Origin of the sequence: Cupriavidus sp. WS (genome assembly GCF_000395345.1) — a bacterium.
In the GTDB taxonomy this organism is placed as follows: Bacteria; Pseudomonadota; Gammaproteobacteria; order Burkholderiales; family Burkholderiaceae; genus Cupriavidus; species Cupriavidus basilensis_B.
Window position 1 is genome coordinate 1 of sequence record NZ_AQPL01000580.1, and the last position, 7,387, is coordinate 7,387.

Consider the following 7,387-nt stretch of genomic DNA (forward strand, 5'->3'; position numbering starts at 1 on the left):
ATCGGTAGTGGTCAGCCAACCCGTTTCGGCAAGGCCGGGCAGCAGGTGCTCAATAACGTCATCGTCGCCGGTGAGCAGTAGCCAAGGCTGGCGATGGCGCCAGCGCCAACCGTGGATAGCTCGAAGGCGTGTTGCCAGCGATTCCCTCAAGGGCGCCCACGCTAGCGAATCGGGCACTTCCGACCCGGCCACAGAATCGACCGGCACGACCCCCTGGGCAAGCAATGCCTGGTCTACCACGCGCCCCGCCTTGCGAAACTCCACCAAGGAAAACAGCGGGATCACAACCAGCAGGATTGCTCCACAGCCCAATACCCATGCCATCGCACGGCCTCGGCTCTCCGGCGTAGTCAGGCCAATCGTCGCGCCGAGCAGATAAATCAGGACACACGCCAAGGCGCATGCGAAGACCAAGGCCCAGAGTAGCCCAGAGGGCAGGCGGACCTTTGAAGCGGGAGAGGGAACGTCAGACACCTTCATGCGCTGTTAGATTTTCATTTGATCATGGTCATGCGGACCAGGTCACGTTGCTGGCTCGCAACCATTTGCGGACGCCCTGTTTGATGTGCATGCTCGCTCGCGAGTGCAATGCCAAGCCAATCGGCTGCGATGCCCGCATGGCCAAGACTGGCATCGACCTCTTGGATTTCACCCGCGTTCCGGCCGGCGTTCGTCCAGGCAGCCAGGATGGCTGCCCCAGTTGCGCTATCCACGCCGGATTGCCACAAACTACCGGCTTCGTCAGCAGAACCCCGCCCCCATTGCATGGCGGATGCTAGGACCCCGCCCATATCGGAAAGAGTGCCTTCAACGGGACGATGCAGCGCAGTATTCCCCACCCACCCTGCTCGCCGTCCAGCGCATTGCGTCACAAATAGCAAAGCCACGCCAGCCTCGGTACTATCAGATGGCGGCACGTCATACAGTTGTGCGGCGACGACCAGGATCGCGCGGGCCGTCTTTCCACCATTGTCAAGCCACCTATCCACTTCCATAACGCCATAATCTGCCGTTGTGTGCTCGACATTTTCCCCGCGCAGGCCCATCTCCACCCAGATGCGTTTCCAGCCGACCAACGCCTCAGCGGGGTCAATTGACCGCCCGTCAGCAACCAGATAGACATCCAGATGCAGCCGGGCCGGCAAGTCTCGCAGCGCATCCGTCATGCGTTCGAGCAACATCTGATACAACGATTCTGACCGGATCGCCGCTGGCTTCCTGGCGAATTCACTTGCGACATGGCCAGCCTCGTCCTCGCTCTCAGTAAGAATCGAGTGCCGGACGTGAGCATTGACGGCATCCACATAGGTCGATTCCAACACGCTTTCACCATCGACGATGCGTTCGGCAACACGGTCTCCCCCAAGAGCGGTGACATAGGCAATTTCCAGTAAGCTCAATGGCTGTTGGGCATGTCTAATGGCAACACGCAAACCCTCGCCTCGCACTTCGTTGCGAATGTGCGTTTTCATCTGGGCATACTGGAACAGCCCATAACGCAGAGAAAACATCACTCCGTAGCAAAGGCCCGGAACACCAAATAGCCAGGCCCAAAAGACTCCTTCGTGAACCGACTTGCCCGCAGGCCAGCACCACAAGGTCAAACCGGCACCGGCACCCATCACCACGATAAACAACACAAGCCAAATCACCGCCGAAGGCCCATCATCGCCACAGGCAACTTCTGCCGGCAATGCGGAGAGGTCGATCGGCATCAGGCAATTCCGGTATTGGGTGCCGACGAAATCAGCGAGCACCCGCAGGCAGTTCGGTGGCCATGAAAGGCCACCGGAACGCCATCATCGGTAAACGATGGATCACCCTCGACGATCACGTTTTCTCCGTGCATTGGGCAAGACACCCAATCACCTTTGCGCGCCACCGGGCTGCCGTCGATCAACATCGTCACCGAGCCCGTGAGAACTACCCCGCCATGTGAATTTCCGTCGCCCTTCCTGACAATTCCTCTCATTTCTTTATCTCATCACAATATAAGATCAAGCTTCCTACTTAGCGGCGCCGACTATGGCAATCGCTGCCCATGACTTCTCGCACTCCGAGCTCACTTCGGCAATTCGGCAGGTCCGGCCGTCCACAACCAGCATATGGCCGTGGCCCCTCCCCACGTCACGCCTACCGCCACCAGCAGCATTGCAAGCCAGATCAGGGAGGCTTCGATCGTCCCGCCCAACTTAATGGGTAATGCGTTTCGAAATCCCCGTTGATCATCCAGGCAAATCAGCAACAGTGCTCCCGCGGCGGCAACTACCCACGGAAATACGGCATAGGGAGCGAGTCCGTTCCGTCGTTGTCGGAACACACGCACGCACCGCCTCAGCCAGAGCAACGAAACGAAGACAGGCAACGCGAGAATGGTGCGCGACAGCAACACCAAACTGAACATATCCCGCTCGGTCATCAACGTCAGCAACCAAATGGGAAGCACCCAGAAAATGAGTGCCCAGGCCATGACGAGCTGCAGATGCGATCCTCGTCGGGCAATTAAACTCACGCCCAAGAGCGTGACAGTCACGCCAAGCACACCTGCAATCAGGATCAACATTCCGCTGATATAACCCGCATAATCCGCATTAGACATAGCTGGCAGCCCCGACGCTCGTTGTTACCGGAATTAGACCGCATCCATCATGATCACTCCCGCTTGCGCAGTGACGCCACCACCTCGTCCGCTAGCCGCTTGAATTCCTCCTTCGACATTGGCGTAAGATTGCGTTGCCTTGCCACTTCCGACCGTTGAATCAAATGAATGTCCAAGGCATAGTAACCACCCTGCGGATTGGCGACAGCACGATATCCATAGTCCACGTCCCCATTCTGACGGGTGATTTGGATGAAACTGCTGTAGCCCTCATAGTCCGCCATCTTGACTGACGGAAATGGCCAAACGAGAGTTCGCATTTCCCTTTCTCGGGGAAGTTGCTCCCAAAATACCCTGAGGCTATCGCGGCTTTTTTTCTTGTTTTCGCTTGATGACAATCGGAAATCCGACGCGTCATCGTTACGATCCCACCAGGCACCATCACCCACCCAGATCATGATATCCGGGTGTTTCGCAAGCACGCCCTTCTGATAGATCCTTAGAAATCGCCCACGAAACGTCGTGCCGATGAAAGAAAATGGCAAACACAAGCCCTCTCCACTAGAAATCTCAAACAATTCCCGTGGCCGGAATAGCTTCACCTTCTCTTCAAAGGTCGGCTCGCCTGGGCTTGCTTTTCCTTTCGGAGGCCCTGAGATCGAATAAATCCTGCCAGCACGGTAGAAATACCCGTCAATACTATCTGGGCCATCTCGCCATGCGAAAGCATTTATGTCGCTGATTGGGTACGCGGAAATACTTTCCCCGTAGATCTGCCTCTCTTTCGCTGCATCCGTCATCGGTGCATTTTTTGCCTCATCAAGCGCATTTTTCTTATTACTTATATATGCGTCGTGCAATTTTTTTTGCACCGTATAAAATTCTTTGATCGTCACGTTACTGCCCGATGCAACCGGAAGTTCAGCTACCTGATCGCTTCCGCTAACGTAGTCACCAACAACGCTGCCAACCGTCCTCACAAGGGGCTGGAAATCCGCTGGCAGGTCCACCTGATATAACCCAACACACTCACTTTTCCAGGCCACCCCGTCTGTTTTAAATCCAAATACTTGCGCCTGACACACTCCCGCGCAAAGAGACAAGAGCATCCAGACCAACTGGAACCTGATTAGCTTGAAGGGATTCCTCATGATGCGCTCCCGTTGTCAGGCAACTGCCCGACTGCGGCCAGAACTGGCCGGGGTGCAGCATTTTTCTCATCGGGAACTTCCTTTGTTGGCAAAGGATCTCCCTCTGTAACCAAAGTATAATTTAGCTTCACATCGTTGTTCTCACCCTTGGTCCATGCATAAGGAAACAACGTCGCGAATCCCTTAATATTTCCCAATTCAGCCACCTGCTTTTCATCGAGTGGTGGCGCCTTCCAGAATTCCGAGTCAAATGGCATCCTTGTCCTTGCAAGCGTCAAATCTGCCCCCTTTCTCTCATTCTTCTCACCTCTGTGATAGACGGGCCAGATCGAAGCCCCCCTTTTCCGCTCCGTATTCTTTTGTGGATCAGAAGGGTCAAAATTTTGTGGAATAAAGGGAAACGCTGCTTCATAAGCCTTTGCGTTGGCGTCCGCAATTTTTTGAATGTTCTTCCAGCTGCCCGGCTTCCCTGGCTGCTGGATGGCGTTTTTCAACTCTGTTGCTTGCTGAACACTACTGCTGCCGTTTTCCACGTTGAGGCCGAAAATCTTCTCCCACACCGCTACCCGTAGATGGTGCGCGAAGTTCCGCACCAGGCGGGGTCGACCGTCATCAAGCACATCCTTACTGCCCTGTTTAGTGTCCAGAATCAGCACTCCAAGCTCTGAGTCACGATCCCCCAGCAAACTCCGATCGTTGATATTGGCACTGCCTAGCAGCACATAACGATCATCCACAATCATCAATTTCGAATGCACGTAGACCTGTTCTGTCACATAGCGTTCGCCCAGCTTGGTCCAGTTACGGAGATTCAATAGCGTGACGTACCTGAAGCACTCAGAAATCTTAATATCCTTATAATCATTCGTCGTCTCGCTCTCCCTGCAAACCGCCGCCTTGAGGGATGCCAATTCCTTGACGGTCTTGCACGTGCCTTTATTTGCATCGAACTCCCGCTTCGCCCACAAGTGCCGGCGAATCCGGTTCAACAGACTGAACCGCCCGAACACCAGCGTCTGCATCGTCCAATGCACCTGGCATAGCACCGCCCCATCATTCAGCTTCCCTTCCGGATGTACAGGCAGCGTGATATAGACGTGAAATGGCTCCCCATCAGGGTTGTCAAAGATTGCCCGCCTTATCCGGTCTCCAATGCACTGGCAAATGTCGTTCTGGATTCCTTCGTCATCGCCGTCGTAGCCCCAGCGGGTAGCCTTCGCCGAGACCATGCTGTACACCTCCGCGCCTGGCCCTACATAGCCGGGGCCCGGCGACGGGCTCGGGTTCCAGTCCGATTGGGCGCCGTCAATCGTCCGCGCCGAACCCGATTTCACCTGAGCACTGCTGAAGTTCGAGACGAAAAATTGATTCTCGATGTAGATGAAGTGCGTGCTATGGTCGATCAGCAACCGCATCGCCTGCAGATGATCACTTTGGGTCTTGCCGCTATCGCACATCGCCGGCGGAGCGCTACGCAGCACCTGAACCACGCAGCCACCTTTGCCTTGGACCGGTTTTTCCGCGTTTGTCAGCTTGGGGAAGTCCTTCTTTGCACCGTGGTTCCAGCGGCTCACGAAATTCCGCGTGAGCTCCGCGACAGCCGGTCCCTCAATGCGCACCTCGACATCATTCCAAGGCTGGCGGGGCTGGATGGCCACATCCAGTCCGTCGAGCGTTGTAGACAGTGGCACACCGGGCTTGTCCTTCGCTATATTGCCGCTGTATGGCTTCTGATAAGCGCCTCGTTCAATAGCCTCGCGTGCGATTTTCTTGTTCGTCTTAACGAGATACGGCACCCCTGCAGCGGTGTCCCATGGGCCACTCATGAGATCTGGATCGACGACCTCCACTTCACCATCGGTGACTTTGCCCACCGGAGCCACGCAGGCGTTGTAGCGATTCAACCCCTTTCGACCATCCGCATCCGCACGCAGGGTGAACTGCGCATCGTCATATCGACCATAGGCGAGATCGATGCCACCGACGTAACCGATCTTCCGGTCAATCACGACCTGCTTCTGATGATGACTGTAGAAATCCCGATTTCGGGGTGACACCGAAGCCGACAACTGAACGTAGACTTGCTTGCCCTCGACTCCGCGCCGCAACGTGTCATTGATGCTTTCCAGCGCGCTCTTGGTCTGATCGTCGTAGGTCTGCACCGGTGGAGAGTCATCCCACGGCATGACATAGATCTTGAGGCGTGGCTTTGCCTTGGCCGCGCTAAGCAGAACATCGTACAAGCGTTTGCCAGGCGCGAGCTGAGCATCCCAATTGACTTGCCATCCTGCGATATAGATGCTCTCCGTGGCACCAGCAATATCTTTGATCAGGTCGGAAAAATAGTCCTTCCCACAAATATATGGCTTGACCTGGTTCCCTTCGAGCGGCACGGAAAATCCATCCACAACGTGGAGGGAGCTGGTCACCGCGGCTTTATATGGGCTGCCATCCGTGCCAACGATCTGATGAACTTGACGCCTCTTGTCGGTGTTATCCGGCACGACTCAGACCCCCTTTATCTTATTCAGCGCGGCCTTGCCACCGACCTTTAGTACATCGGCGATGTGAGCACCAGCCGAGCCATCGACATCCGTGCCGTTGATGCTACCCATTGCATCGGTATAGCCCATTGCATTGATGGCACTCTGATAGGCTTGACGGCTGCTCCAGCTCGCCAACTCCTGGTCCAGTACCAATTCATGGGCCCGGCCGTTCGCAACGACCCACATCTGATTCGGCGTCTCGTCATAGGCAGCCTTGAGCCTTTCCATTTCCGCGGATGTCAGTGGCAGTTTTCCAGCAGCGTCTACCCGTCCTTTCAGCAAAGGTTCAAAGTCCAGCAGGGCCTCTTCTGGACTCTCGGCCTGGACGATGGTCCATGGGGTATGCACGAGGTGGCCTCCGTGCTCACCAGGGATGTCCGGCATCATTAAATTGAACGTGGAAGGCGTCTCGGGCAACGCAGTGCGTGGCAGTACTGGCATTTTCATGTTCAAGCTCGCTGGCCCCACCTTCTGAAAGGTCGCGCACTTGAATTTCAGGTCCCCCGGGCAAGCGATCTCGATATTGCCGTTCTCCAGCTTGATGTAAGCGCCGCCACTGGCGAGAACAACCGACTTCTCGCCAACTGCCAACACCTTGCCAGTGGCGCTGGCCACTGTGACATCCTTGCGGCCAGTCATGGACAGTTCGTCGTCCTGCGCCTGTATTTCGACCTTGCCCTTGGCGGCAAACAGCTTCATGCCCAGTTTCTGCGCAAACAGCGAAACCGCCTCGCCTGCGGCAACCGTGAACTTCCTGATGACGCCGATATCAGCATTGCCGCCGGCGGTAGCAAACAGGTTCCCAGTGGCCGACACCTGAAGATGCGAACCGCTCGTCAACGCCACGCCTGCCGGAGCAGTGGCAAGCAAACCTGCCCCCTTGAGTTCATTCAGGGTCTGCTCAAACAACTGCTTTTGCTTCTCGAACTCGGCGGCGTGCGCCTGAGCCGCCTGCGCGGCCTTCGCCATTGCCTGCATCTGCTCAAGCGCAAGGTTCAACTGCTTCTGTGCGCCTTGCATGTCCAACTGCTGCCCATTCGCTCCCGGCTGGTCGTCCGCGGAAAGGAACAATCCCTTGCCGCCCCGGATCG

7 protein-coding genes are annotated in these 7,387 nt (G+C 56.1%); all 7 read right to left on the reverse strand.

The window, feature by feature from the left end; translation table 11 throughout:
- The coding region (locus tag K206_RS40255; protein ID WP_155888404.1) for a hypothetical protein at nt 1-324 on the reverse strand (324 nt) is incomplete at its 3' end.
- Nucleotides 325-494: 170 nt separating this feature from the next.
- Nucleotides 495-1,715, reverse strand: a complete 1,221-nt coding sequence (locus K206_RS43420; RefSeq protein WP_155888405.1) for a hypothetical protein — start codon at nt 1,713-1,715, stop codon at nt 495-497.
- On the reverse strand, nt 1,715-1,972 hold the full coding sequence (locus K206_RS42255; protein WP_081651619.1) for a PAAR domain-containing protein: 258 nt from the start codon (nt 1,970-1,972) through the stop codon (nt 1,715-1,717). The genes K206_RS43420 and K206_RS42255 overlap by 1 nt, the downstream gene beginning before the upstream one ends.
- Before the next feature lie 90 nt (nt 1,973-2,062).
- A complete protein-coding gene (locus tag K206_RS0134940) occupies nt 2,063-2,599 on the reverse strand; it encodes a hypothetical protein (protein ID WP_155888406.1) in 537 nt (178 codons plus the stop codon).
- Nucleotides 2,600-2,652: 53 nt separating this feature from the next.
- A complete protein-coding gene (locus K206_RS43425; RefSeq protein WP_155888407.1) occupies nt 2,653-3,750 on the reverse strand; it encodes a hypothetical protein in 1,098 nt (365 codons plus the stop codon).
- Complete coding sequence (locus tag K206_RS42260; protein ID WP_155888408.1) at nt 3,747-6,254, reverse strand: phospholipase D-like domain-containing protein; 2,508 nt, start codon at nt 6,252-6,254, stop codon at nt 3,747-3,749. The genes K206_RS43425 and K206_RS42260 overlap by 4 nt, the downstream gene beginning before the upstream one ends.
- A gap of 3 nt (nt 6,255-6,257) precedes the next feature.
- On the reverse strand, nt 6,258-7,387 hold a 1,130-nt coding region (locus K206_RS41060; protein WP_020206912.1), incomplete at its 5' end, for a DUF2345 domain-containing protein.